This window comes from Enterococcus sp. 3C7_DIV0644, from assembly GCF_002141235.1.
Lineage (GTDB): Bacteria > Bacillota > Bacilli > Lactobacillales > Enterococcaceae > Enterococcus_D > Enterococcus_D entomosocium.
This window is the reverse complement of record NZ_NGLK01000001.1, coordinates 1,555,300-1,580,202: the sequence shown is the minus strand read 5'-3', so window position 1 is coordinate 1,580,202 and position 24,903 is coordinate 1,555,300. Positions and strand designations below refer to the sequence as shown.

Here is a 24,903-nt window from a genome sequence, read left to right as displayed (position 1 = left end):
TTTGGGGCCTATAGCTCAGCTGGTTAGAGCGCACGCCTGATAAGCGTGAGGTCGATGGTTCGAGTCCATTTAGGCCCATTACATTTTCAAACTGGTCCGTTGGTCAAGCGGTTAAGACACCGCCCTTTCACGGCGGTAACACGGGTTCGAATCCCGTACGGATCATGCAAACACTCTTGAGAGTGTTTTTTTATTACCCAAAAATAATCTTTTTTATCATTTTTCAACTACGAAGGGTCAAAATTTGTTATAATCAGTCCGTTGCAAGTTCCCGAAAGGATTCGCAGCTGCGAAGATGCCTTGTAACCGAAACATATATTAGGGGGAATACAAAAATGACAGAGAAACACTTATTTACATCAGAGTCCGTTTCAGAAGGACACCCAGACAAAGTAGCCGACCAAATCAGTGATGCCATCTTAGATGCGTTGCTTGCCGAAGATCCAATGGCTCGGGTTGCTTGTGAAACGTCAGTTACCACCGGATTGGTTTTAGTTTTTGGAGAAATTTCTACTTCTGCTTACGTAGATATCCAAAAAGTCGTCCGTGAAACCATCAAAGAAATCGGCTATACACGAGCAAAATTCGGCTTTGACGGCGATACGGTTGCTGTTTTAGTAGCGATCGATGAGCAATCACCAGATATCGCTCAAGGCGTTGACGATGCTTTAGAAAGTCGCGGAGAAACGGATAAAGAAGATATCGGTGCCGGTGACCAAGGCTTGATGTTTGGTTTTGCCGTTGATGAAACACCTGAATTGATGCCTTTACCAATCGCATTGAGTCATCGGTTAGTCCGTCGATTAGCAGAGTTGCGTAAAAACAATGAACTAAGCTACTTGCGTCCAGATGCAAAATCGCAAGTAACTGTTGAATATGATGATAACGATCAACCACAAAGAGTGGACACCGTCGTTATTAGTACCCAGCATGATGATGCGGCTGATAATGAAACGATCCACCGTGATGTCATTGAAAAAGTGATCAAAGAAGTGATTCCTGCCGATCTTTTAGACGAGCAGACAAAATATTATATTAATCCTACTGGTCGTTTTGTGATCGGCGGTCCTCAAGGGGATGCCGGTTTGACAGGCAGAAAAATCATCGTTGATACTTATGGCGGCTATGCTCGTCATGGTGGCGGTGCGTTTTCTGGAAAAGACGCAACCAAAGTTGACCGTTCAGCCAGCTATGCGGCTCGCTACATTGCCAAAAACATCGTAGCAGCAAAGCTAGCCAAAAAAGTGGAAGTCCAATTAGCCTATGCGATCGGTGTGGCACAGCCCGTTTCGATCAGCATCAACACTTTTGGTACCGGAACCGTCAGCAACGAGCGCTTGATCCAAGCGGTACGAGAAAACTTTGATTTGCGACCAGCAGGAATTATTGAAATGTTAGATTTGCGCCGTCCGATTTATCGTCAGACTGCCGCTTACGGACATTTCGGTCGTACAGATATCGATTTGCCATGGGAACGCACCGACAAGGTGGCGGCACTTTTGGCAAGTGTGAAGGATTAAAAGAGGCGACCTCTATTGATGACTATCAATAGGGGTTCTTTTTTTTGGAGTAAAAGGAGGAGTTACATGCGAACCAATGTAAAATTAGTCACTATTGCGGTCTTTGTCGCAACGTTTATGACCGCGATCGAAGGAACGATCATTACGACAGCGATGCCTACCATCGTTAGTTCATTGAAAGGAATCGAGATCATGAACTGGGTCTTCTCGATCTATCTTTTGACCAGTGCGATGTTGACCCCGATCTACGGCAAGTTTGCCGATAACATCGGCCGCAAACCAGTCTTTCTATTTGGTACGCTGCTGTTTATTATCGGGTCGGCTTTTTGTGGGATGGCCAACACAATGTTGACGTTGATCATTGCCAGAGCATTGCAAGGATTAGGCGCAGGGGCCATGATGCCCGTTGCCCTAACGATCATTGCGGACCTGTATCCCGTTGAAAAGCGGGCGAAAGTCTTAGGGCTCAATAGTACTGCTTGGGGGATCGCCAGTGTCGTTGGTCCCTTAGCCGGTGGATTGATCGTAGATACGATCGGGTGGCATTGGATCTTCTTTATCAACGTGCCCATCGGATTAGGGTTGATCGCCTTAATTTGGTTTTATTTTCATGAAGAAAAAAAGGCCTTTGCTGCAGTCAACATTGATTATGCAGGCAGTCTCTTGTTGATGTTGACGTTAGTAGGGCTCCTGCTAGGCTTCCAATTGCTTGGAGATTATGGGGTAAGTCTGCCTGTTATCGGTCTGTTCGTTTTTTCTGTCCTCACGTTTATCGGCTTCATTCGTGTGGAGAAAAAAGCAGCAGATCCGATTATTGATCTGAAGCTGTTCCACTCAAAATTGTTTGTGGTGGTCAACATCGTAGCAGCTTTGGCTAGCGGCTTCCTGATGGGGATCGATGTTTATATCCCAATGTGGATGCAAGGGGTCTTAGGCATGAGTGCGGGGATTGGCGGGCTTGTGTTGGCACCGTTGTCGATTTTATGGATGATTGGTTCCTTCTTAGCCAGCCGTTGGTTGACACAGCACAGTGTCAGCTGGGTCTTGACGGTTAGCTTGTTGATCACGGCTACCGGTGCTTTGTGGTTGTTTTTGACACCGGCACAGACTTCATTCTGGTTGTTCTTGGTGATTTCTTCTATTACGGGCGTCGGATTAGGGGCAACGATGGTGGTTTGTACCGTTACTGCCCAAACCAGCGTTGCACCCACCCAAGTCGGCGTGGCGACTTCTTTTAATACCCTGCTGCGAACGATCGGGCAAACCATTATGGTGGCGGTCTTCGGTATCGTTTTAAACACCAGCAATAGCGTGGGCTTGGCACAGGCGCAAGTCACTGATAGCAGTGTCATGAATCAGCTGGTAGATCCAGCCGCCGCGCGTCAGCTGCCAACAGCCTTATTAGGGCAATTACGGGAGATTCTTTATAGCGGTCTACACTGGGTTTTTGGGATCGGTGTTTTGTTGATTGTTTTAGCGATTGGTTTGACCCGCACGATTTCGCGAGAATCTGGTACAATATAAAAAAAGGATCGCAGGTGATTGTATGGCTTTTTTACAAGCAAATATCTATTCAAATGTTCTTGAAATGGAGGTAATGATCGATGTGATCTTGCCTCAAAGTACCAAGAAAAAAATCGGCACCCAAAGCCAATCGACGGGCACAGATCTCCCGGTGCTTTATTTATTGCATGGGATGAACGGAAATCATAGTGTCTGGCAGCGACGGACGTCAATCGAGCGATATGCCGCAGAGTATCAACTAGCGGTCATCATGCCGTCTACAGATCTGGGCTGGTATACCGATACGACCTACGAAATGAAGTATTGGACATTTATCGCCGAAGAATTACCACAAATTTGTCATGAACTGTTTCCTCAACTGACGCAAAAACGAGAAAAAACTTTTGCAGCAGGTCTCTCGATGGGGGGCTATGGTGCAGTAAAACTTGGGCTGCGCAAGCCTGACCAGTTTGCGGCGGTAGCGTCTTTGTCTGGCGCATTAGCGCTGGCTGAAAGCATGGATTCCTTGCTGCAGCTGCGAAGCCAAGCTTATTGGGAAGGAATCTTTGGCCCTTTAGAGCAATTCAAAGGGTCAGAAAATGATTTGATCCATCTGATTGAGACCATCGATCCAAGCACCGCGCCGCGCTTTTTTATTAGCTGCGGAACCGAGGATCAACTGTACCCGGCAAGTGAGTATGCGGTGGACAAGCTGCAAAAACGCAAAATAGCCGTAACGTTTGAATCGGGAACTGGGGATCATGATTGGAATTTCTGGGATCAATGGATCCAACGAGTCCTGCAATGGCTTTTTAGTGAATAAAAAAACCATCAGTCGATCGACACCTTAACGTGCCGAGGACTGATGGTTTTTTCGTTCGATACAAAATAAGATCGGCGGCTGGTTGCGCTGATTGATAAATTGATAGGAAAGGACATTGTATTCCTCTTGCGGCAGCTGCTGACAAAAGGAGTGGACTTCTTTCAGCTCTGCTTCGCCGCCAGCGTGTCCATAATAGCAGACGAGGATGATTCTACCTTTCGGGGCTAAACGTGTCAGTAAAGCTTCTAAAGCCGTTTTCGTTGTATCAGGCAGCGTGATGATCGCTTTGTCCCCTTTCGGCAAGTAGCCTAAATTGAAAATGGCGGCGTGAACCGGACCGCTCACAACATCTGCCAACGTCTCATGGCCTTGATGGATCAGCTGGACTTGCGCCAACAGCTCTTTTTCAGTCAAACGTTTTTTGGTGGCTTGGAGGGCTTGTTCTTGAATATCAAAAGCAAACACCTGACCAGTCGGCCCAACTAAGGAAGCCAGTAATTCCGTGTCAAAGCCGTTGCCCATCGTGGCATCAACAGCGGTATGTCCCGGTTGCACAACTTCTTTTAAAAGGGTGTGGCTATAGCGCATGGCGGTCGGCAGCATTGACAAGCTCCTTTCGCACGTTGAATTTCCCTTGATAGGAGTTGCGGCGTAGCATTTCTTGATCAATCTCATTCAAGACTTCCCATTTTTTCAAACTCCACATTGGACCTACCAGAGAATCCCATGGTGCATCGCCTGTCAAGCGATGAATGATGATCTCTGGGGGGATTATTTCTAACTGATCGCAGATCAATGACACATAGGTATCGCGCCGCATCAATTGCAAACGTCCCTCATGATAATCCCGCAGCATCCGAGTATTGCGCATCAAATGCAGCAGGTGCAGTTTGATGCCTTGGATATCAGAATCTTGAATGGTGCGGCGGACGTTTTCTTGCATCATCTCGATCGTCTCGCCTGGCAGGCCATTGATCAAATGGGTACAGACACGAATATTGTGTTTGCGCAGGCTGGCGACGCCGTCTAAGTAGGTTTGATAATCATGGGCGCGGTTGATGGCATTGCTCGTGGTTTCAAACGTCGTTTGCAGTCCTAATTCGACCCATAAATAAAAGCGTTGATTGAGCTCTGCCAGATAGTCAACGACATCTGCTGGTAAGCAGTCTGGTCGGGTCCCAATGGAGATCCCGACAACACCAGGTAGTGTCAGTACTTGCTCGAAGCGCTCGCGGATCACTGCCACCGGTGCGTGGGTGTTCGTAAAATTTTGAAAATAGACAATGTATTTGTCCACTTGCGGCCACTTTTTGTGCATCATGGCGATCTCTTTTTCAAACTGCTCTGGTAGCGGGGCTTCAGGTGCTACGATCATATCGCCAGAGCCGGACACACTGCAAAATGTACAGCCGCCTTTGGCAACGGTGCCGTCACGATTGGGGCAGTCGAAGCCCGCATCGATGGGAACTTTAAAGATTTTTTCGCCAAATTCTTGCCGCAAAGCAAAGTTCCATGAATGGTATCGTTTGTTTTTATCTTCTGCATAAGGAAATGGATTCATTTTTTTACCTTCTTTTATAATTGTTTACGGGTGAAGCGCCAGACAAAACGTTTCTGCAAGTAGTAAGGGTAGGTCAACAGTAGCCAAGACAGGCCAACACAAAAACCGCCTAACACATCACTGGGAAAATGCACGCCAACATAGATGCGGCTGATGCCGATACAACTGATCAATAGGCCTAACAGAATACGGAGTCCCCATTGCCAAAAAGGCTGCTTGAAGAAAACCGGGACCAAGAAGAGCAATGTCCCATAAAAAACCATACTGCCTGTCGAGTGTCCGCTAGGGAAACTAAAACTTGATTCCGTGACTAAGTGTTCAAGGGTTGGTCGCTCCCGTAAAAAAACCAGTTTGATCAATGGATTAAAGAGCCCGGCAATCCCGATGGTGCCGATACTGAGCCATAGTGCTTCTGCATAATATTTATTGATCACTAAAACGGCTAAAACAGCAAGAAAGAGCAAGATGATCGTGGTAGGATTCGCAAATTTTGTGACCCATAGAAAAAACGGTGTCCAAAACGGATAGCCGGTGCGGATGATGCGAGTCAAGGTTTCGTCAAAGGAGACCAACCAAGTAGGATAAAATTTCACGAGATAGCCGAGAAAAACGAACAGCAGTAAAAAGCAGCTGCCGGCAAATTGAAAATAAAGTTTTTTATGCATGGAAAAGCCTCGTTTCTAGAGAATTTCTGTCCCTTCAAGCAAAGAGACATCTAGAAGGTATTATAGCATTTATCGCAAGACGGAAAAAGCAGGGAACCATTCAGGGAGCATCCCACTGTCAAGGAATATTTTTCGTTGGGTTAAATACAAACTCTTCATTTCAATAAATGTTCGTTTGATTACAAAGAGTTTACAGTTTCTGAAATCGGCTCAAATACCTTTTATAAATTCTTAAGAAATTGTATACTAAACCTACGTTCACTATAAGGAAAAAACGGAGGAATAACGGACATGAACACGAGTCAATCAAGAAAAGTACATCGTCAAGCAGACCAATCGGGCGATAAGTATCGAGTGATCAAAAAAAGTGCAGTTGTTTTAGGAACGACACTGACTGCTTGCTCTGTTGTAGCTCCATTGGTGTCATCGGTTCAAGCAGAAGCCGTAGAGACCTCGATCGCCCAAGTTTCTACTAGCAATTTTGCCGCGCCGAATACTTCCGCATTTATTGCCGAAATCGCTACTTACGCTCAGCCCGTGGCACAAGCCAACGATTTATATGCTTCTGTGATGATCGCACAAGCCATTTTAGAAAGTGGTTGGGGCCGAAGCAGTTTATCAAAAGCACCGAATTATAATCTATTCGGGATCAAAGGCAGCTACAACGGTCAAACCGTTTATATGAGTACTTTGGAGTACTTAAACAATCAATGGTTGACTATGAATGAACCCTTTAAGCGCTACCCATCATACACGCAATCATTCGAAGATAACGCACGTACTTTACGCTCAACCTCTTTACAAAGCGGCGTTTCATATTATTCTGGCGCTTGGAAAAGCAATACGACTTCATATCTTGATGCAACCGCATGGCTAGCAGGCCGCTATGCGACTGCACCCAATTATGCTTCTTCCCTGAATGCAGTGATCCAACAATTTGGTTTGACACAATACGACACACCTGCTTCTGGCAATGCCGGTGGTGGTGCCACAGCTAGCGCATCAACCAATACTACGACTACAACGGCGGCTGTCAGCACGAGCGGCAGTCAAACGTATACAGTCGCTTCGGGCGACTCTGTATGGTCGATCGCTAACAAACATGGCATCTCCATGGACCAGTTGCGCAGCTTGAACAACATCAAAAATGATTTTGTTTATCCAGGGCAAACGTTGAAAGTCAACGGCAGCACCCAAAGCACTTCGGCAACTTCTACGGTATCGATCGTCAATCGTAATACTTCAGCAACTACATCAGGCAATACCTATACCGTAGTTTCTGGTGATTCAGTCTGGTCGATCGCCAATAAACATGGGATCTCAATGGATCAATTCCGCAGTTTGAACAATATCAAAAATGACTTTGTCTACCCAGGACAAAAAGTTGTCGTCAGCGGTGGTTCGTCTACGAATACCAGCAGTACCACGACCGTCAGCACTGCATCAACTGCTAGCCAAAGCAGCGGCGGTACCTATACAGTGGCAGCGGGTGATTCAGTCTGGTCGATCGCCAACAAACATGGGATCTCCATGGATCAATTTCGCAGTTTGAATAATATCAAAAATGATTTTGTCTACCCAGGACAAAAAGTTGTCGTCAGTGGTAGTTCCGCAACGAGTACAAGTACAACAACGAGCACGACCGTCAGCAGCCAAACCAGCAGCAGTGCTGCAGGCAACACCTATACGGTGGCAGCGGGTGATTCAGTCTGGTCAGTTGCCAATAAACACGGGATTTCGATGGACCAATTCCGCAACTGGAACAACATCAAAAATGATTTTATCTATCCAGGACAAAAGGTGGTCGTCAAGCAAGGCGGCACGGCAGCTACTACCAGCACTTCAGCGACCAATGGTACTTACAAGGTCGCATCGGGTGATTCCGTTTGGGGGATCGCAGATAAGTTTGGCATCACGACGGATCAATTTATTCAATGGAACAATATTCAAAATAACTTTATTTACCCAGGACAAACAGTTAGGGTAAAATAGATTGCTATTCCTAATGATTTTTGTTAGGATAAGTGCAAAGAAACTTTCACGTTTGAGAAGGAATAGTAGAAGTACGGTGGGACTTTTAGAGAGTGCATGGTTGGTGGAAATGCACAGCACACCTTTCGAACTCGTCTTCGAGTGATATCTGACTGAACCTGATTTGGCTAGGCAGATACGGCGATGGCCGTTAAAACATCGAGGTCTGCTTTTTTGAGGAGCAGATAAACTTAGGTGGTACCACGTTGATAACGTCCTATAAAAATCATAGCGATTTTTATAGGACTTTTTTTAAGTTTTGCTGGTTGATTTGACGAGCAAAACACCAATTTTTAGGAGGAGTCCATCGTGAATTACAATCACAAAGAAATCGAAAAAAAATGGCAAAAATATTGGGCAAAGAAAAATGAGTTCAACACCCATGATGAGCCGGACAAACCAAAATTTTATGCGCTAGATATGTTCCCATATCCATCCGGACAAGGATTACATGTCGGACATCCAGAAGGCTATACGGCTACGGATATCTTGAGCCGTTTCAAACGCAGCCAAGGGTACAATGTACTGCACCCAATGGGCTGGGATGCCTTTGGTCTGCCTGCCGAACAATATGCACTAGATACAGGAAATGATCCAGCGGAATTTACGAAGAAAAATATTGAGACCTTCCGCCGTCAAATCAATGCGCTAGGGTTCAGCTATGACTGGAATCGTGAAATCAATACGACAGATCCTGAATATTACAAGTGGACGCAATGGATCTTTACCAAGCTTTATGAAAAAGGGTTAGCTTATGAAGCCGAAGTTCCGGTAAATTGGGTACCAGAGCTTGGAACTGTGATCGCCAATGAAGAAGTCATTGACGGCAAGAGCGAACGGGGCGGCTATGATGTGATCCGCAAACCGATGCGCCAATGGATGCTAAAAATCACGGCATATGCTGATCGTTTGTTGGACGATTTAGAAGAAGTTGATTGGCCAGAAAGCATCAAAGAAATGCAACGCAATTGGATCGGACGTTCTGTCGGAGCCAACGTAACGTTTAAAGTGGCAGGGATGGAAAAAGACTTTACCGTCTTTACGACTCGTCCAGATACCTTGTTTGGTGCGACCTACGCTGTATTGGCACCAGAACATGAGCTAGTGGCCCAAATCACTACCCCAGAACAAAAAGCAGCCATTGATGCCTATGTAGAAGAAGCATCGAAAAAATCTGATTTGAACCGAACAGATTTGGCCAAAGAAAAAACCGGTGTCTTCACTGGTGCCTATGCCATCAATCCCGTGAATGGCAAAGAGATCCCGATTTGGATCGCCGATTACGTTTTGGCTTCTTATGGAACAGGTGCGATCATGGCGGTTCCTGCCCATGACGAACGTGACCACGAATTTGCCAAAACATTCGGTTTAGAGATCATTCCTGTATTGGCAGGGGGCAACGTGGAAGAATCTGCCTATACCGAAGATGGACTGCATATCAATTCAGACTTTTTGGATGGGCTAGACAAAGAGACAGCCATCGAAAAAATGGTCGCATGGTTGGAAGAAAACCACGTTGGGAAAAAAGAAGTCAGCTATCGTCTTCGCGATTGGTTGTTCTCTCGTCAACGGTATTGGGGGGAACCAATCCCAATCATCCATTGGGAAGATGGGACGACCACAGCGCTTTCTGAAGATCAGCTGCCATTGCGTTTGCCAAAAACCGACAATATCAAACCAAGCGGTACTGGGGAATCGCCATTAGCTAATGTCACGGATTGGGTCAATGTCACCGATCCAGAAACTGGGAAAAAAGGACGTCGCGAAACCAATACGATGCCACAATGGGCAGGAAGCTCATGGTATTTCTTACGCTTTATCGATCCTCATAATAAGTCTGTTTTGGCAGACTATGATAAATTGAAACGCTGGATGCCAGTCGATATTTATATCGGTGGGGCGGAACACGCTGTCTTGCATTTGCTTTATGCTCGCTTCTGGCATAAATTCTTGTATGATATCGGTGTCGTACCAACGAAAGAACCATTTGAAAAATTGTTCAACCAAGGGATGATCCTTGGGGAAAACAATGAAAAAATGTCGAAATCCCGCGGCAACGTAGTCAATCCAGATGATGTCATCAATCAATACGGTGCAGATACTTTGCGTCTATATGAAATGTTTATGGGACCATTGGATGCATCGATCGCCTGGAATGAGAATGGCCTTGAAGGCAGTCGCAAATTCTTGGATCGCGTGTGGCGCTTGATCGTCGATGAAAATGGCAAAATGCGCGACCGCATCACGACATTCAACGATGGAAAATTGTCGAAGGTGTATAACCAAACAGTTAAAAAAGTGACGGAAGATTATGAACAGCTGCATTTCAATACGGCGATTTCCCAATTGATGGTCTTCGTCAATGAAGCGTATAAAGCTGATGCCTTACCTTACGAGTATGTCGAAGGATTTGTGCAGCTATTGGCTCCAATCGCACCACATATCGGTGAAGAGCTCTGGTCGATCCTCGGAAATGACAATGGGATCTCTTATGTGCCTTGGCCAACCTATGACGAAAGTGCCCTAGTGGAAGATGAGATCGAAGTCGTCTTTCAAGTCAACGGCAAAGTTCGTGCCAAAGCAATGGTTCCAGCAGACGCAGAAAAAGCAGTGCTTGAACAATTGGCCCAAGAAAACGAACTTGTCCAAGAACAGCTCCAAGGAAAAACGATCCGCAAAGTGATCGTCGTACCCAATAAATTGGTCAATATCGTTGCAAACTAAACGCTAAAAAAGTAGCTGCCTAACAGGTCAATGGTCTGTTAGGCAGCTTTTTGGTAGCGACAAAGAAAAAAAGTGTTACTGAGTGGTTCTCAGCAACACTTTTTTGTTATTTTTTGCGAATGATACCATAGAACAAAGCGGCTGTTGCGACCAATGGAATCAAGATCACTAGTAGAAAGCCGTTTGGATACGTAGCGCGAGTGAAAATTTCTGATGAAGCATCACTTCCGCCAAATAGATGATTGGAAATCATGAACTGAGCCATCATAGCAACGATTGCGACAAAACCAATTGCAGCACCAGTACCGACGAATAATTTTTTCTTTGCGTTGTTCATTACATTTGCCCCTTTTATAGTCTCTATGTATCATTATACAAAATTTGGATACGTGTTCAATCTGATTTTGTCAAATAATTGATTCGTAATACACTTGAAATGTTTCTGACATATTTAAGGGCTAAAAAAGCCAAATTTCCGCTTGTTAGCGATCATATTATTCGCTGATCCTCACAGACTCTCGTATAATAAAGAAAGAGAAAAGAAAGAGGGGACGTACATGGAGTATCAATCATTTGAAGGCCAAACGGCTTTTTTTGAAGATTATGCACGGATTGCCAAACCTGGCTATGAAGAAGAGGCAGTCACTGCCGATGTCTTGGAACAGTTGAATCAACAATTAACAGAAGAAGAGCTGTTTTACCGTTTAGCAGCCGAAGATGCCGAAGAAGGGCAAGTCTTTTTGTTTCCTTTCAGCAAGCGAATGTTTACCGAAGACCTTGACGCTGCCATTTCAACAGAATTCCGTTATGATGGCGCACCCTATGTCTATGAGACTTACGAAGATGAACAACCTTAATCACACAGGAAAAAAGCTTTCAGATGATTTAATGGATCATCTGAAAGCTTTTTTTGTTGAGACAACTTGTTGCTATTGGTGCTTGGCTTGCTGCTGCGCTAAGGTCAAGTCACCGATGTAAGGGACTTTTTTTCCAGCGACTTTCAAGTATTGTTCGGCGCCTTTGCCCGCAATAATCACGATATCACGACCGTCTGCTTCAGCGATCGCCAATTTGACGGCTTGAGCCCGATCCATCTCATGAATGATGGCAACTTCAGGATTGGTGATAGCATCTGCAATTTCTTTTGCGATCGCAGCTGCTTCTTCAAAATCAGGATCATCGCTGGTCAGGTAGACTTTGTCCGCATATTCTCCTAGCGCTCGTCCCATATCTGCTCGGCGAGATTGGGCTTTTCCGCCAGCACTGCCAGTGACAAAAAGCAGGCGACCATCTGGGCGTAATTGACGGGCAAGTTCACTTAATGATTGGAAGCTCAGGTAATTGTGGGCATAGTCAACGATCATGACGGCGCCATTTTCTTTTTCTAAAACGATCATTCGTCCAGGGATGATCACTGTCGGCAGGACTTTCTGAGCGTCCTTACGAGAGGCACCCGCTAAGCAGGCAGCCAAAATCGCCGCTGCGGCATTCTCATGGTTGAAAGAACCTAAGATCCCCAGTTGATATTCACCAGAGACCTGCAAAACATCAGAAGCAGCTGTCAGGGCAAAACTCTTTAGGTCCATTCCTTCTTGGACGACATAATCGGCGTCTGAACGTCCGTAGGTGATATAAGGAACTTGATGGACTTCACAAGTTTCTCGCAGCAAGTGGTAGTGATCGCTTTGACGATTTAAAATCATTTGTTTGCTGTTGCGAATCAGTTCCCGTTTGCAGTAAAGATAATCATCATAAGTTGGATGTTCCACCGGTCCAATGTGATCAGGCGAAATATTCAAGAACGCGCCAATATCAAAGGTAATGCCGGCTACCCGTTTGGTTTTATACGCTTGAGAAGAAACTTCCATTACAAGATGGGTCATGCCGTTTGCAACAGCCTCAGCCATCATTTTATAAAGATCCAGTGTTTCGGGAGTCGTCAACACTGCTTCATTAAAGGTTTTTCCATCGACTGAGTTTTCCTCAGATGAAAAGAATGCTACTTTTTGACCCGTCGATTCTGCTAAAATCGCCCGAGCAAAATAGGCGCAGCTGGTTTTGCCTTTGGTGCCAGTGATGCCGATGGTCACCAGCTGTTCTTGCGGGTTGCCATAAAACGCTTGAGCGATCACTGCCATCGTTTCTCGAATGTCCGTAACAATGATCCCGTAGGTTGCGAAGTTGTCATAAGGTGTTTCTGAAATGTAGCACTGAATGCCTTGATCAATGGCGGCGGCTAGGTAGCTTTCTTTAAAAGAAGCCCCTTTACAGAAAAAAAGCGTTGCCGCATCGGCCGTTCGCGAGTCGTAACTTAAGGAGGTAAAGGCAATATCAGTCATTTCTTGCGGCACGGTATAAACCCAATCAGTGGGGGTGATGATTTCTTTTAATAGGTTTTCCTGCAATAAGAGTTTGCGGATCTGTGGCACGGTAATGAGTTCCTTTTGCATCGTTGTTCTCCTTCATTCCTCTAAAGATTTCTCTTATTATAGCATAACTCCTAAAAACCGCCGTTTAGGAGGGAAAAGTTTTCTTTTTTTTCTTCTTATTTTGAAGAAACTTTAAGATGTTGCAAAAATAGATTGCGACCAACTCTTTTTCGAATTAAAATGGAAGGGATATGTTTGTAGAAAGTTGGAGATAATGGCGATGGATAATCACATGCGTTCAGTGTCAAAAGAATTAACTACACAAGAAAAAATGGCTCAAGGATCTGCTTGGATGACAATGGGCAATATCGGTTCACGTTTGCTTGGCGCCATTTACATTTTACCTTGGTATTATTGGATGGGGGCAAATGCCGATAAAGCAAATGCGTTATTTGGGATGGGCTATAATGTTTACGCCTTATTTTTAATGATCTCAACTGCTGGGATCCCATCGGCAATTGCCAAGCAGATTTCTTTTTATAATTCTCGCCAAGAATACCGCACTAGCCAGAAGCTCTTTTTAAGGGCCTTCCAATTGATGGCAGGCTTTGGCGTGGTGACCGCCGGAATCATGTATTTGGCAGCCCCATGGTTGGCAACGGCTTCAGGAGGTGGGGAAGAATTGATTCCTGCAATGCGCTCATTGAGCATTGCACTATTGGTCTTTCCTTGTATGAGTGTTATGCGAGGATACTTCCAAGGAAACCAAGACATGAAACCTTTTGCGATCTCGCAAGTTGTCGAACAAATCGCCCGCGTCTGCTATATGCTTTTGGCGACCTTCATCATTATGCGGGTTATCGAAGGCGAATACACGGCGGCTGTGACGCAATCGACCTTTGCCGCCTTTATCGGTGTCTTAGCCAGTATTTTGGTTTTAGGCTATTACTTCCAAAAGCAACGGGTGCGGATGGACGTCTTAGTCGATATGAGCAAAGAAGAAACCGTGTTGCAAACCAAAGAATTGGTTTTAGCGACCATCAAAGAAGCGATCCCTTTTATTATCGTTGGTTCTGGGATCACGATTTTAAAATTGGTGGATCAATACACCTTTGTGCGGATCATGAGTAGTTTTACTGAATTTTCAAATGATCAGCTCTTAGAATTAATGGCGATCTTCGGTAGCAACCCTGATAAGTTGACGATGGTGGTTATCGGATTAGCTACTTCCATGGCTTCAACAGGCTTGCCTTTGATCAGTGAAGCAGTCGCCAAAAAAGACAAAAAGAACTTAGCTAAATTGATCAGCAACAACTTACAATTGTATTCCTTTGTAATGTTCCCAGCGACCTTTGGGATGATCGTGCTGTCTTATCCCTTATACACCTTGTTTTATCGTCCAGATGCGTTAGGAGCGAGCGTTTTAGTCGCTGCCTGTCTGTCTGGTCTGGTCTTGGGCTTGTTTATGCTTAGTTCTAGTATGCTGCAAGGAATGTACCACAACAAAGAAGCCGTTGTTTTCTTCTTTGTAGGGTTGCTGGTGAAGTTGATCCTGCAGTATCCAGCGATTCGGTTGTTCCAAGTTTATGGCCCATTAGTTTCCACGACGATTGCTTTAGGGATCGTCTGCTGGCTGAACATTCGCAAGATGATTCGCAAAGGCCATTTCAATGTAAACTTAACGTTGCGACGGACGTTATTGATTGGCGCGATGACGATCATTATGGTGATCGCAGCGTTGATCGCCCGCCAACTCTTTGGTCTCATCTTTAGCTCTGAAAGAAAAGTCCAAGCCTTTATCTTGAGCTTGCTAGTAGCAGGAGTCGGTGGCAGTGTGTACATCTACATTGCGCTGAAATTGCGTTTAGCTGAAAAACTACTCGGCTCATCAATGGTTCGTTTACGCCAGAAATTACACATCAAATAAAACTAGAAGCAGCCGCTGAGCCTCCTTTGTGAGACCTTGGCGGCTGTTTTATATGAAAGGAAGAAACCGATGCGTTTAGACAAGTTTTTAGCGGATATGGGTTATGGCTCCCGCAAAGAAGTGAAACAGTTGATCAAAAAAGGTCTCGTGACCGTCAATGGACAAGTCATCAAGAGTGACAAAGCGCAAGTACTAGAAACACAAGATACCGTTTGTTTTGAGGGGGAACCCATCGTCTATCAAAGCCAGTTTTATTATTTGCTGAATAAACCCGCTGGAGTGATTTCGGCAACCGTCGATTCCTATGAAGAGACGGTCTTAGATTTGTTTTCTGAAGAAGCGTTTCGCGAAGATTTGTTTCCAGTAGGACGGTTGGATAAAGACACCGAAGGCTTTTTGCTGATTACGAACGATGGCGGATTGGCGCATCAATTATTGTCGCCTAAGAAGCATGTGGAAAAAGAATATTATGCCCAAGTCGAGGGAATCATGACAGCGGAGGATCAAAAAACCTTTGCCAAAGGCATCATATTAGACGGCGAGTGGACCTTGCCGGCTGAACTGCAGATCCTCAACGTCGATGAAGACGAAACGCGCAGCGAAATCAAACTGATCCTCCATGAAGGCAAGTTTCATCAAGTCAAACGGATGGTCCATGCAGTAGGAAAAGAAGTCGTTTATTTGAAACGGATTCGCATGGGAGGCCTGTCCCTGCCAGATGATTTGGCATTAGGCGAGTATCGGGAATTGACTCCTGAGGAATTGGCGAAGCTGCAAGAGCGAGGATAAGACGATCGGCGAGCTAAAGAAATTCTTATGAAAGTTGTTATTCGGCTGCAATATTTGTAAAAAAAGCCCGTTTTATAGGTGATTTACATGAAAGTTTGCAACAATAGACTTTAAACTGTTGGAAAAACCCTCTTTTTTTTCATGAATAAGCATGTTAAAGTAGCCAAGCTACTAAAAAAAGAAGGAGTTACCTCATTGAAGAAAAAGATTTTTTTATTGCTCGCCCTTACGTTGCCGCTTTTCCAGCCAGCTATCAGTTATGCTGCTGAAACCAAGAGCAGCGAGGAACTGACGGTTTTGACCACAGAACTAGCCTCTTATGAAGACGAAGTCACCACCAGCCAACAGAAAGTCACAGCGTTGGAAAGTCAATTAGCGGATTATCAGGAAGAATTAAGCCAATTGGCAGAAGAAAGCAAGGAAGTTCAAACGCAGATCACTGCACTGAATGATCAAAAAGCCCAGCACCAAGGAAGCCAAGCGCAAAGCAGTCTGGTAGTCGATGGACCGCAAGCCACGATCCAGCAACTACGCAAGTTTAGTGAACAACAAGCGGCTTTACGGGAAGTGAACCAACAATTGGCGGAAAAAGAAGCCGAACAGCAACGAATCACTTCGTACCAAACCTTGACGCAAGCCCAATTAGTACATAGCGAAGAACAATTAGCAACAGCCAAAAAAGAATTGCAGTCCCAACAAGAGCAGCTGCAGCAGACGCAAGCCCAAGTGCAAGACCTACAAGAAAAAGTGGAGCAAGAAGCAAAAGCAGCTGAAGAAGCGAAACAAAAAGCCAAAGAAGCAGCGGAGAAAGCGGCAGCCAGTGAATTTTCACTGCCAATCACTGGCTCCGTGTCGATCTCCAGCGGTTTTGGTACTCGAGCAGACCCGACTGGTTTTTCAGGGACGCAGCATGACGGGATCGACTTCACAGGTCAAGCGGGGGAGAAGATCGTCGCCGCTCGTGATGGACAGGTAGAAGATGCTGGCTATGGCCCAAGCACTGGAAATTACGTGATTTTGGCTCACGATAATGGCTTTTACTCGTATTATTTTCATTTAACAGCTGTCAGTGTCTCAAAGGGGGCGACCGTTGCAGTCGGCGACCAAGTCGGTACGATGGGGACGACTGGAAATTCGACAGGCGTCCATCTGCACTTTGGACTGAGTAAGACGTTGTGGTCAGATTTCGTTGATCCAGCAGCTTACTTACCGCTATAAACCAAAATACCAAGTAGAAGCATGGAGAAAATCATCTGAAACCAAAAAGCATGACTGACAAGAGGGATTCCTCAAGTCGTCATGCTTTTTGGTTGCTTACCACAAGCCCGGTTGAGCGATGATCACTAACTGTTCTTTGGTAAAAGGATGCTCTAGATGCAATTCGTAGCCATGCAGCAGCAAACGTGGCGCTGGTTTGTTTTGGTAAAGCGGGTCGCCAACGACTGGATGACCGATGCTGGCAAGGTGGACGCGAATTTGGTGGGTCCTACCAGTTTCTAACACACAATACACATTGGTTGTCTTTTGTTGGGCGTGGGCGATGGTTACATGGGTGACGGCTGACTGACCGTTGCGGGAGTCAATGATCCGCTTGCGACGATCGTGACGGTCACGACCGATTTTTTTGGCGATCGTTTGATCTTGCGTAAGTTTCCCAAAAACAGTGGCTTGATAGCGACGGAAAATCTGTTTGTTTTCCAGCATTCGGCCCAAGATCGGCAACACCAAAGGATTTTTTGCAAATAAAACCACACCGCTGGTTTCTTTGTCTAGACGATGGACCACATAAGGCTGCTGCTGTTTCGGCGCAAGGTAAGCAGCTGCATCATTCAACAGAGTATCTGCTTCTAATGGCTGATTTGGGTGCGTCTTGACCCCGGCAGGCTTGTTCAGCACCAATAAGTGTTCATCTTCAAAAAGTACGTCGACTTTGTCCGCTTGGCCTAACTGGATCGACTGGTAGCTGTAATCACTGTCTTCAATGATCAAAGTGATTTGATCGCCGCCACGAACTTCTTGATGAAACATCGCGGGCTGCTGATTGACGGCCACATTTTTCCGTGTGCGCAGAAAATGGCGCACTTTTCGTGGAACGAGCCACTCCTGTTCCAACAAATCGCGAAGCGGCATGGGCGGGTGATTTTCGGGTAAAGTCATGGTGTATTCCATAATAACGTCCTTTCTTTGCTATTCGCTACCGACTATTATAGCATCTTTAAGCTTTTCTTATAAAAAAAACAATAAAAAACAGAGTATTCAATGCTAGAATAATAAAGCATTCTTTTCGAATGAAATTACGTCTAGAGCCGTATAACAAAGAAAGTCATTTATGCTACACTTAACCAAAGGAGCGTGAAGTAATGGATTGGAAACACATCCTTCACAAAATAAAGACCGGTTGGCTGACCTTTTGGCGCTGGTTAAAACCGTATTTGCAGCAATTTCATCAATGGCGCAAGCGGGTTTGGAAAAAATACCACGTAAATAAAATTTTTATTTTACTTAGTTTAGTTGCTATCTTAATCATGAGCGGGTATTTATTTTATATCGCCAAAAATACGAAAGTCAGTGAATTAGAGTCAGGTCTGAAAGAATCGACGGTGATTTTTGATGCCAATGGTGATGAAGCAGGGCAGTTGTACTCGCAAAAAGGCACGTACGTTTCTCTTGATGCCATCTCCAGTGATGTGGTCAACGCCTTGATCTCAACTGAAGACCGCAACTTCTATAATCACCACGGGTTTGATATCAAAGGGATCGCTCGGGCAGCCCTACGTATGCTGGTCAACCGCAGTGCCGAAGGCGGTGGGGGAAGTACCATCACCCAGCAGCTTGCTAAAAATGCCTATCTGTCCTTGGATCAAACCTTTAGTCGAAAAGCCAAGGAGCTTTTCTTAGCGATCGAGATCGAGAAGAAATATTCTAAAGATGAGATTTTAGAAATGTATTTGAACAGTTCCTATTTCGGTAACGGGGTTTGGGGCATTCAAGATGCCTCGCTAAAATATTTCGGTGTCAATGCTTCTGAACTAAGCGTGGGAGAAGCTGCGACGTTGGTGGGGATGCTCAAAGGTCCTTCGATCTATAACCCGATCGACAATCTGGAAAACGCCACGAACCGTCGCGACACTGTTTTGAGTTTGATGGTGGATAACGGCAAGTTGGACCAGTCCGTTGCTGACCAAGAATCACAAGTTGCCTTAGCCAATTTACTTTATGATGGATTTGGCAATTCAGAATCTGGCTATAAGTATCCTTATTATTTCGATGCGATCATCGACGAAGCCGAATCCTATGGGTTGGACGCCGATGATGTCATGAATCGCGGCTACAAGATCTATACAGCCCTGGATCAAAACTACCAAGCACAAATGGAAGCTGCCTATAAAAACGATGCCTTGTTCCCTGAAAATGCCGCTGATGGCACGATGGTGCAATCTGGCTCTGTTGCACTTGATCCGAATACCGGTGGGGTGCAAGCGGTGGTGGGTCGTCGTGGTGAGCACGTCTTTAGAGGATTTAATTTTGCCACGCAAATGAAACGTTCACCAGGTTCCACGATCAAACCGATCAGCGTCTTCGCCCCTGCCCTAGAAGCTGGGTTTGAACCGGACAGTGTCCTGAAAGACGAGCCCCTTGATTTTTATGATGCTCAAAACTTTGACGGGACCTATGCTGGCGAAGCAGTCATGTATCAAGCCCTCGCCCAAAGTTTGAATCTGCCAGCAGTTTGGCTGCTGCATGAGATCGGCTTAGATCGCGGGTATAGCAAAGCACAAGAATTCGGTCTTTCCTTGACCGAATCCGACAAATATTATGGCTTAGCATTAGGTGGTTTGGAAAAAGGGGAATCTCCAATGACGATGGCAGCAGCGTATGGCGTTTTCGCTAATGGCGGGTATTACTACAAACCGCATTTGATCACCAAAATCGTTGATTCAACTGGTGCCGTGATCGTTGACAATACGTCTGTGCAAGGCAAACGCGTGATTTCTAAAGAGACCGCTGATAAAATGACGAGCATGATGCTAGGAACCTTCTCTAACGGGACGGGGGTTAGTGCTAGTCCGTACGGCTTTACGATCGCCGGTAAGACGGGTACGACAGAGACCAACTTTGATGCTTCTAAGGTCAATGACCAATGGATCGTCGGCTATACTCCTGATATGGTTCTGTCAACCTGGCTAGGATTTGAACATGTGAGTGAAGATCATTACTTAACGGGAACTAGCGGACAAGTTGTTGGGAAAATATTTAAAGCAGAGGCCGAAAGCTTACTGCCTTATAGTCAAGGCACCCAATTCCAAGTTGCAGACGCTTATTGGACAGGCGGAAAATTAATGGCAGCCGATGAGGTACCAGATCCTGATAGCAGTACGTCACAAAATAGCAATGATTGGCAACAAACCATCGATGACTTTGCCGAAAGCGCCAAAGAAGGTATGAAGGAATTCGGCAGCAAGATCAAAGAAGGAACGAAAGAATTGTTTGGCGGCTTGTGGAATTCCATTAGTGGAAATTAAAGGAATTAGGCAACTGCTAGTCTAGAACCTGAGAAGAATGGTATACTAGAAAAAAAGAGGAGGCGTCAAAATGGCAAATATTTATGATACAGCAAACCAATTAGAACGTGAATTACGGGAGTCAGAACAATTTCAAGATCTGAAAGGTTCTTTCGACCGTTTGAAAGCAAATGAAGAAGCGTACGCGTTATTCAAAGAGTTTCAAGAGTTGCAACAAAGCCTGCAACAAAAAATGATGGCTGGCGAAGAAATGACGGAAGAAGAAGCGCAAAAAGCCCAAGAATTATCGCAAAAAATTCAACAAGACGGCATCGTTTCTGACTTGATGCAAAAAGAGCAAGCCTTCAGTTTAGTGGCCAATGACTTGAACCGCATCATCATGGGTCCTGTAAGAGATCTATACGAAGCGTAATCGCCAACAAACAAAGACCAAAGAAGCAAGTGAAACTTCAGAGAAATCGGCTGCAACTGCAAGAGTCGTTTCCAAAGAAGTTTCAAAAGCGCTTCTTTGGTTTTTTTTATGAAAAAGGCGAACAAATTTTCGTATTTTGCTGACGAAATGACTGATAAATGTTATGATAGAAGCATTAAGGAGGGAGAAAGAAATGCGATTTTTACATAGTGCAGACCTGCATATCGACCGGTCATTTGAAGGGGTCCATCTGTTATCTGAAAAAGTGAAGACCCAACTCCCTGCTATCAATCAAAAAATCATCCGTAATTTGGTGGATGTTGCTTTAGAAAAAGCGGTCGATTTTGTTTTGCTGGCTGGGGATACATTCCATCAAGTACGGCCGAGTCTAAAAGTGCAGCATGACTTTTTTGCCCAACTGCAACGACTGGGAGAAGCAGAGATCCCAGTCTATATGATTTTCGGCAACCATGATTATTATGATCCGCAACGGTATTGGTTTGCTTTTCCAGAAAACGTCATTCTCTTTTCATCGGAAGAAGTTCAAACGGTACAAGGAACAACGAAAAACGGTGAAACCTATGCAATCAGTGGATTTAGCTACCAACATCCTTGGATCGCTGAAAATAAAGTAACAGAATTTCCCGCAAGAGCAGCGGTGGATTACCATATTGGGCTTTACCACGGGGATCAAGCCGGTGAACGGTATGCCCCCTTTTCAATCAGTGAAATGAAGCAAAAAGGCTATGATTATTGGGGCTTGGGGCACATCCATGTACCTAAGACGCTCTCAGAGCAACCACCGATCCTCTATCCCGGTACGCCTCAAGGAAAGACCAAGAAAGAGCAGGCGACTGGGGTGATTTTGGCAGAATTATCGCCACAAGGACCAACAATCGAGCGCTTGGAGATCGCGGAAATCGCTTGGCAAAAGCAAGTGGTCTCCTTAGCGGATGTGACCGCCTCGAATGCCGTATTGCCAGCGATCATCGAGCGCTTAAAAAGTCCTCGTTCGCGCTTGCTGCATCTGGTGTTGACCGATGTGCAGCAGCTGCCGCCAGATTGGTTTCCAGCTGCGGAAAAAAATGAATGGCTGACCTACCTCAATGAACGGTTGGCACAAACAGAGCCGCTGCAAGTAATCTATGCCCTTGAAGTCGAGCAAGTCAATGAAGACAAGATCGCATTGGCGGTACCACAAGACTATATGCTGCAGTTTTTAGCGATGTATGAGTCACCAGAGATCTTTGCGGACCGACTGTCCGATCTATTGCAGCATCCGCTGATCCAGCGGGGGATCACCCATGAATTATTTCAAGAAGAAGTCTTGCAGCAAGCCAAGCAATTGTTGAAAGACGACTTTCAATGGGAGGAGCAGTCATGAGAATTTTAAAAGCAGAGATTACCGGTTTTGGGAAATACCATGAACAAAGCTTTGCCTTTCATCCGCAAAATCAGCTGCTCTTTGGGCACAACGAGATCGGAAAATCGACGTTGTATCAATTTATTGCCGCCATCTTATTTGGCTTTCCGAAAAAGACAGCCAAGAAAAAAGACTATACCCCCAAAAACGGTGCAGCTTACGGTGGCAAGTTATGGTTGGCTCTGGAACCCTTCGGCGAAGTGATCGTGGAACGCTATCGGCATGTAGAGCGCGGTCGTGCCAAAGTCCATGTCGCTGGTCAGACGGTCGATGAGCAATGGCTGGCACAACACCTGCAGCCCCTCAATCGAGCATTGTTCTTCGATGTCTTTACCTTTCAGCAAGAGCAATTGACCCAGATCGATAAGCTAGAAGAAAATGAGCTGCACCAAGCGTTGATTTCTCTGGGAATCAGCGGCAGTCAAAAAATGCTGCAGCAAGTGGCACAATATGAAACCATCAATCAGCAGCAATACAAGCCACGGGGGCAAAAGCTGCCTTTGAATCAGGCGTTAAAACAATTAGAAAAACTGCAAAAAACGATTGCGGAAAAAGAAAGCGAAGAAAGCTGCATCCAACAGCAGTATCAGCAGATCGCCCAGTTGCAAGAACAGATCCAAGACTTGCGACACCAGTTTCAAGCATTGAATGAAGCCTATCAGGAAAATCAGCAGCAGCTGAGTCATTGGGGGCTTTATGAAGAGTGGCAGCAAATGGCACCAGCAGATACGTTAGCCGATCCTCAGCAAGTCCAAGCCATCAAACAGTTTTATCAGCAGTATCAGCAGCTGACGGAAGAAATTCGCAAAAAAGAAGCTGAATTAGATCAGTTGGAGCAAGGAAAAGAATCAGATAAGTATTTCTTTTACCTTGATCACGAGCACCAAATCAATCACTTGCTGCAGCAGCAAGTGACGATGGCGCGTTTGGCAGATCGTGAAGCAGCGGCCAATCATCAAGAAGCCGTCGCCATCACGGAGCTGAATCGCTTGGTCGAAAAGCGCCAATGGAGCAGAGAATCGCCGCCGCTAGTAACGGCTTCGATCCATGAACAAACCACACGTTTACTACAAGAACGTGTGCAGTTAGAAGAGCTCGAAAAGCGCATGATGCGTTTAGAAGAAAAAGCGCAGCCTTTGCAAGCCACCGCAGCTCGCTTAGAACAGCAGCATCCTCAATTGATTGGCCGCAAGCCGGTTTCTCGCCCGCTATGGCCGCTAGGGATCGTCGGTGGGCTGCTAGTAGTGATCGGTATCTTTTTGCCGAGTCCGTGGCGCTGGCTTGCTCTAGGTGTAGGGATCGCAGCGATCATTGGCAGTGTTTTGCCGTTGATGAAAGCAGCGCCAAACAAACAGCAAGGCATCAAACAGGAATGGCAGACGGTTCTCATGCAGCTGGATCTGCTGGGAGAAGAGTTGGCGCAGCTGGGAAATGAACAGCAGCAAAAGCAGCAGCAGATCGATCGTGCCCACCAAGCCCTGACACCCTTTTTTGGTAATTTGCCGGTGGAAAGCTGGCAGTCGTATTTATTAGCCTATGATGAAGATGTTGCTAGCTATCAAGCCTACTCACAGCAGCGCAAACAAGCCTATCAAGAACGGCAAGCCGTCGCAGAAGAACTGGCACCCTTTGACGAGCAGTTCCGACCTTATGCTGAGTGGCTGCCGTTGCAAAACAAAACCTTGTTAGAAAAAGCAGCGATCTTGCAGAGGTTTAATGAAGAGATGCAAACAATCAAGCTTTCACGACTGCAACAACCTAGCACGCTGCTGGCCCAACAGTTGACCCGCACCCGCAATGAACGCGACCAGCTGCTTTCCCAGGCCAGTGATCTCTTGCAGCAACAAGGCTTAGATCACCCTGCAGAAATCAGCCTCTGGTTGAAGCAATGGGAAGCGGCGCAACGCACGCAGCAGCGAGCAGAAGAATTGGCGGTGATGTTAACACCGATTTATCCTAAACCAGTGACGCAAGCAGAATTGCTGCAGCAAAAAGACCAGATCAAGCAGCAGCAAACACAGCTTCAGGCACAAATACAGCAGTTGACGGAGCAAAAACAGCGTTTGGAATTAGAAGCAGCAGCTAGTCAAAAAAATGGCACCTTGAATCAGCTTTATCAAGAAGAAAGTGAGCTAAAGGCGGTCATTGAAGAACTTGCTGTGGCATGGGGGAGTCGTCAGTTGGCGGCTTCGATTTTAACGGATGTCACGACCGAGTTGTCAGAACAGCAATTGCCGCAGCTATTGTCGGCTGCTTCAACCTATTTTGAACAGCTATCAAACGGACGTTATCAAAAGATTCTTTTGGAAAATGGCTTGTTGGTAGCGGCAAATGCCAGCGAGACGTTTTCGATCATCGACCTGTCCACAGGCACGAAGGATCAGTTAATCATGGCGTTACGCTTCGGTTATCTAGCACTGCAAAAAAATCACCCATTGTGTCCAATCATTATTGATGATGGTTGGCTGCATTATGATAGTGTTCGTAAGGAACGGTTTGCCGCACTGTTAAAAGAGTTTGGGCAAAGTTATCAAGTAATTTGTTTGTCTTCTGACCAAGAAATGGTAAGCTATTATCAGAAGTACCAGCAGCCTATCCAGGATCTGAGTAAAGGAAGTGAAAGATTTGGCTGA

19 protein-coding genes, 2 tRNA genes, 1 riboswitch and 1 other annotated feature are annotated in these 24,903 nt (G+C 45.6%); of the genes, 15 read left to right on the top strand and 6 right to left on the bottom strand.

Going from position 1 to position 24,903, the window contains the following annotated elements; all coding sequences use genetic code 11:
• The first annotated feature begins 4 nt into the window (after window positions 1–4).
• The 5 genes from A5877_RS07380 to A5877_RS07360 all read left to right on the top strand — a co-directional run bounded on the left by A5877_RS07380 (window position 5) and on the right by A5877_RS07360 (window position 3,846).
• Window positions 5–78: transfer RNA gene (locus A5877_RS07380), tRNA-Ile, on the top strand.
• Window positions 79–93: 15 nt separating this feature from the next.
• A tRNA-Glu gene (locus A5877_RS07375) sits at window positions 94–165 on the top strand.
• 91 nt (window positions 166–256) lie between these two features.
• A riboswitch (SMK box riboswitch) is annotated at window positions 257–338 on the top strand.
• Window positions 336–1,520 (top strand): methionine adenosyltransferase, encoded by a 1,185-nt coding sequence (metK, locus tag A5877_RS07370; RefSeq protein WP_005233362.1) that lies wholly within the window; start codon window positions 336–338, stop codon window positions 1,518–1,520. It overlaps the preceding riboswitch by 3 nt.
• 66 nt (window positions 1,521–1,586) lie before the next feature.
• On the top strand, window positions 1,587–3,044 hold the full coding sequence (locus A5877_RS07365; protein ID WP_086298745.1) for an MDR family MFS transporter: 1,458 nt from the start codon (window positions 1,587–1,589) through the stop codon (window positions 3,042–3,044).
• 22 nt (window positions 3,045–3,066) lie between these two features.
• Window positions 3,067–3,846 (top strand): alpha/beta hydrolase family protein, encoded by a 780-nt coding sequence (locus tag A5877_RS07360; protein ID WP_086316636.1) that lies wholly within the window; start codon window positions 3,067–3,069, stop codon window positions 3,844–3,846.
• 24 nt (window positions 3,847–3,870) lie between these two features.
• Here A5877_RS07360 and A5877_RS07355 read toward each other — a convergent pair whose 3' ends face one another.
• The 3 genes from A5877_RS07355 to A5877_RS07345 are packed head-to-tail and all read right to left on the bottom strand — an operon-like array spanning window position 3,871 to window position 6,072.
• The gene (locus tag A5877_RS07355) at window positions 3,871–4,449 is read right to left on the bottom strand and encodes a class I SAM-dependent methyltransferase (RefSeq protein ID WP_176273436.1); all 579 of its coding nucleotides are present in this window, start codon (window positions 4,447–4,449) and stop codon (window positions 3,871–3,873) included.
• A complete protein-coding gene (locus A5877_RS07350) occupies window positions 4,424–5,407 on the bottom strand; it encodes a TIGR01212 family radical SAM protein (protein WP_086316635.1) in 984 nt (327 codons plus the stop codon). The genes A5877_RS07355 and A5877_RS07350 overlap by 26 nt, the downstream gene beginning before the upstream one ends.
• Before the next feature lie 14 nt (window positions 5,408–5,421).
• The gene (locus A5877_RS07345) at window positions 5,422–6,072 is read right to left on the bottom strand and encodes a phosphatase PAP2 family protein (RefSeq protein WP_008382009.1); all 651 of its coding nucleotides are present in this window, start codon (window positions 6,070–6,072) and stop codon (window positions 5,422–5,424) included.
• A 291-nt stretch (window positions 6,073–6,363) separates the two neighbouring features.
• Between A5877_RS07345 and A5877_RS07340 the strand changes: the two genes are divergently transcribed.
• The gene (locus A5877_RS07340; protein ID WP_008382011.1) at window positions 6,364–8,064 is read left to right on the top strand and encodes a LysM peptidoglycan-binding domain-containing protein; all 1,701 of its coding nucleotides are present in this window, start codon (window positions 6,364–6,366) and stop codon (window positions 8,062–8,064) included.
• A 42-nt stretch (window positions 8,065–8,106) separates the two neighbouring features.
• Window positions 8,107–8,326 (top strand) — a binding site (T-box leader).
• An 86-nt stretch (window positions 8,327–8,412) separates the two neighbouring features.
• Window positions 8,413–10,827 carry a leucine--tRNA ligase gene (gene leuS, locus A5877_RS07335; RefSeq protein WP_008382013.1) on the top strand — a complete coding sequence of 805 codons (2,415 nt, stop codon included), beginning with the start codon at window positions 8,413–8,415 and terminating at the stop codon, window positions 10,825–10,827.
• A gap of 106 nt (window positions 10,828–10,933) precedes the next feature.
• Here the strand turns inward: leuS and A5877_RS07330 are convergent, their stop codons facing one another.
• Entirely contained in the window at window positions 10,934–11,164 is a 231-nt protein-coding gene (locus A5877_RS07330) for a hypothetical protein (protein ID WP_005233376.1), read from the bottom strand.
• 220 nt (window positions 11,165–11,384) lie between these two features.
• Here A5877_RS07330 and A5877_RS07325 point away from each other — a divergent pair, with 220 nt between their 5' ends.
• Window positions 11,385–11,684, top strand: a complete 300-nt coding sequence (locus A5877_RS07325; protein ID WP_086316634.1) for a DUF5960 family protein — start codon at window positions 11,385–11,387, stop codon at window positions 11,682–11,684.
• A 72-nt stretch (window positions 11,685–11,756) separates the two neighbouring features.
• On the opposite strand, the gene murE is transcribed toward A5877_RS07325, so the two are convergent.
• On the bottom strand, window positions 11,757–13,277 hold the full coding sequence (gene murE / locus A5877_RS07320) for a UDP-N-acetylmuramyl-tripeptide synthetase (protein ID WP_016620002.1): 1,521 nt from the start codon (window positions 13,275–13,277) through the stop codon (window positions 11,757–11,759).
• Between the two features lie 199 nt (window positions 13,278–13,476).
• Here murE and A5877_RS07315 point away from each other — a divergent pair, with 199 nt between their 5' ends.
• From A5877_RS07315 to A5877_RS07305, 3 genes are all read left to right on the top strand, one after another.
• Window positions 13,477–15,123, top strand: coding sequence for a polysaccharide biosynthesis protein (locus A5877_RS07315; RefSeq protein WP_008382016.1), 1,647 nt, complete (start codon window positions 13,477–13,479; stop codon window positions 15,121–15,123).
• A gap of 69 nt (window positions 15,124–15,192) precedes the next feature.
• Window positions 15,193–15,912 carry a pseudouridine synthase gene (locus tag A5877_RS07310; RefSeq protein WP_042890486.1) on the top strand — a complete coding sequence of 240 codons (720 nt, stop codon included), beginning with the start codon at window positions 15,193–15,195 and terminating at the stop codon, window positions 15,910–15,912.
• Window positions 15,913–16,053: 141 nt separating this feature from the next.
• Entirely contained in the window at window positions 16,054–17,130 is a 1,077-nt protein-coding gene (locus tag A5877_RS07305; protein WP_016620004.1) for a M23 family metallopeptidase, read from the top strand.
• 96 nt (window positions 17,131–17,226) lie between these two features.
• Here A5877_RS07305 and A5877_RS07300 read toward each other — a convergent pair whose 3' ends face one another.
• A complete protein-coding gene (locus A5877_RS07300; protein WP_086316633.1) occupies window positions 17,227–18,081 on the bottom strand; it encodes an RluA family pseudouridine synthase in 855 nt (284 codons plus the stop codon).
• Between the two features lie 191 nt (window positions 18,082–18,272).
• Here A5877_RS07300 and A5877_RS07295 point away from each other — a divergent pair, with 191 nt between their 5' ends.
• The 4 genes from A5877_RS07295 to A5877_RS07280 all read left to right on the top strand — a co-directional run bounded on the left by A5877_RS07295 (window position 18,273) and on the right by A5877_RS07280 (window position 24,903).
• Window positions 18,273–20,435 (top strand): PBP1A family penicillin-binding protein, encoded by a 2,163-nt coding sequence (locus tag A5877_RS07295; RefSeq protein ID WP_086316632.1) that lies wholly within the window; start codon window positions 18,273–18,275, stop codon window positions 20,433–20,435.
• Window positions 20,436–20,505: 70 nt separating this feature from the next.
• Complete coding sequence (locus A5877_RS07290) at window positions 20,506–20,847, top strand: YlbF family regulator (RefSeq protein ID WP_005227708.1); 342 nt, start codon at window positions 20,506–20,508, stop codon at window positions 20,845–20,847.
• A 193-nt stretch (window positions 20,848–21,040) separates the two neighbouring features.
• Window positions 21,041–22,231, top strand: a complete 1,191-nt coding sequence (locus A5877_RS07285) for a DNA repair exonuclease (RefSeq protein WP_254907447.1) — start codon at window positions 21,041–21,043, stop codon at window positions 22,229–22,231.
• Window positions 22,228–24,903 carry an AAA family ATPase gene (locus tag A5877_RS07280; RefSeq protein ID WP_176273434.1) on the top strand — a complete coding sequence of 892 codons (2,676 nt, stop codon included), beginning with the start codon at window positions 22,228–22,230 and terminating at the stop codon, window positions 24,901–24,903. The genes A5877_RS07285 and A5877_RS07280 overlap by 4 nt, the downstream gene beginning before the upstream one ends.